The organism is Paenibacillus sp. TAF43_2 (assembly GCF_052113545.1).
In the GTDB taxonomy this organism is placed as follows: domain Bacteria; phylum Bacillota; class Bacilli; order Paenibacillales; family Paenibacillaceae; genus Pristimantibacillus.
The window spans coordinates 1-2,041 of sequence record NZ_JBFRDK010000352.1; the positions used below are offsets into that span (position 1 = coordinate 1).

The following is a 2,041-nucleotide window of genomic DNA, read 5'->3' on the forward strand; positions in this document are numbered from 1 at the left end:
CAAAAGAGCTTGTTTACAAAGCCATAGCGRGCATCTCACAGAGATTAGATCGTATTAAAATGTTTCATACGGATCGAGGCAGAGAGTTTGATAATAAGCTCATTTCTGAAGCGTTGACAACGTTTGGCGTTACACGATCCCTTAGCCGAAAAGGCTGTCCCTACGATAATGCCGTTGCAGAAGCAACATTTAAAATCTTCAAGACGGAATTCGCTAACCAAGTGCATTTCCTTACGGATGAGCAGCTTGATGTCGAACTCCATGATTACGTCCATTGGTTTAATTACCATAGGATTCACGGAACAATAGATTATCTAACTCCTGTTGAAGCCAGGAGTATGCCCTTATAAAAGTTGTTCAGTTTTAAGTTGACAATCCAAGTTGAACTGCGGTTGTCGTGATCAGAACAATAAATATACTAGCCACAATTCGACATTAATTTTGAGGGATCAGAGATGTATAGAGATAAAGTAACTAATTATATCGAACTAATGTATAGTTTTGTACTCATTAGAAATATGTAATTCGATTCATTTATTAGTAAATTATTGTAATATACATAATATATATGTACTATTTCTGTAGGAGGTTAATTAATGTAAAAACTACATTAAATAAATTTAGAAAAGCAATAAAAAACGAGGAGTGAGATTATGTCGATGAAGAAACTGATTGCTTTACTTTCTCTTATTACAATATTCTCTATTTCTACCATACTTATTGTAGGTGCATCAACTGAAAACTCTCAAGAATACGATTTTGTTATCAGTGGAAAAAATAAAGACATCCCCAATGAGTTTAAAGAAATTGGCAAGATTGAAACATATATTGAAAACTTTGGAATTAGCACTTATAAAGACAAAGATACAAAAAGCGAGATTGATTTAAAAATAAAGGAAACAAATGTCGATGAGGATGGAAATGTCCTATTTGTTACAGGTAAAGGATCTATAAATCTTTCAACTGGTAAATATGATTTTGATTTCGAGAATTCACAGCTTAAGAAAACAACCTTAGAAGATGGTCAAACATTAATCTATGGACCTATTGATGGTAAAATTAAGACAAAGGAAGGAGAAGAAAAATTCCTTACACTAAGTGTCCAATTTATGCCTGGAACAAACAATTTTCTTTGTAATGCCGTAGTTGGAACCTTGGAAGAAGGAGTATCAATTCTTTCATTTGGAAAAACCTTTAATGAAAAGGAAATTGATTCAATTATGATAGCTGAAATGGAGGCGAATAAACAATGAGATTTCTAAAAAAAACAATCTCCATTATTACAATTTCTTCCGTTATTATGGGCATAATGGCCTCTTCTGCATTTGCTGCAGAAACGAAGTATTATGATAAAGGGAGATCATATAGCAAATACCTTGAAGTTTATGATAAAGACGTTGAGACAGCTGTTGCAAGTGTTTCAGCGGTATATGATCCTGTTTCTCAAGTAGGTAGAGAAAGAGTAAGGCTGTGGGGACGAAGTGCAGTACTTGAAGCAGCATTGCCAGGTTTGTCTTTCGCAATAAGTAAAGCTAAAATTGTTTTTGTAGCAGTGGATTCGAGGGCTTCTAATAATCCATTAATGATAACAGGTTCAAGTCCAGTAAAAAAATTATCTTCTTATACACTACCTGTAGTCATTTATGATATATTAAATTGGAAAAACATTTATACAAATACAATTTCTTCACTTTTGAATATGTATACTAACAATATAACAACTACTGGTACAGATGTTACAGATCAAAGTGCATACGAAAAAACGATATTGTTTCATAGTGTCGGCGGACCTAAAGGCGAGTTACCATCATCAATAAAATATGGAGATGTTGATAGTGTAATTGGAAATACAACTAGTGGAATAAGTGCTGAATTTCAATATAATTTACTTAAAGAAACGAAAAATTTCTACGTCTCAGGCCAAGGGTATATCCAATACTGGTCTTATGCAACCATGGGCGGAGGATCTATTTATTTATGGTCAGGAACTGCTGGAATTACTCATACAGTTAATTAGTTGATACAAGTTACAATCTATAGA

Annotated in this window: 3 protein-coding genes; all 3 read left to right on the plus strand. The window is 33.3% G+C overall.

What is annotated here, in order from left to right; genetic code table 11:
* Positions 1 to 350: IS3 family transposase (locus tag AB4Z17_RS33265; RefSeq protein ID WP_441964713.1), on the plus strand; the 350-nt coding region annotated here is incomplete at its 5' end.
* 309 nt (positions 351 to 659) lie between these two features.
* Entirely contained in the window at positions 660 to 1,253 is a 594-nt protein-coding gene (locus tag AB4Z17_RS33270; RefSeq protein ID WP_441913804.1) for a hypothetical protein, read from the plus strand.
* The gene (locus AB4Z17_RS33275) at positions 1,250 to 2,017 is read left to right on the plus strand and encodes a hypothetical protein (protein WP_441913803.1); all 768 of its coding nucleotides are present in this window, start codon (positions 1,250 to 1,252) and stop codon (positions 2,015 to 2,017) included. The genes AB4Z17_RS33270 and AB4Z17_RS33275 overlap by 4 nt, the downstream gene beginning before the upstream one ends.
* Positions 2,018 to 2,041 lie beyond the last annotated feature (24 nt).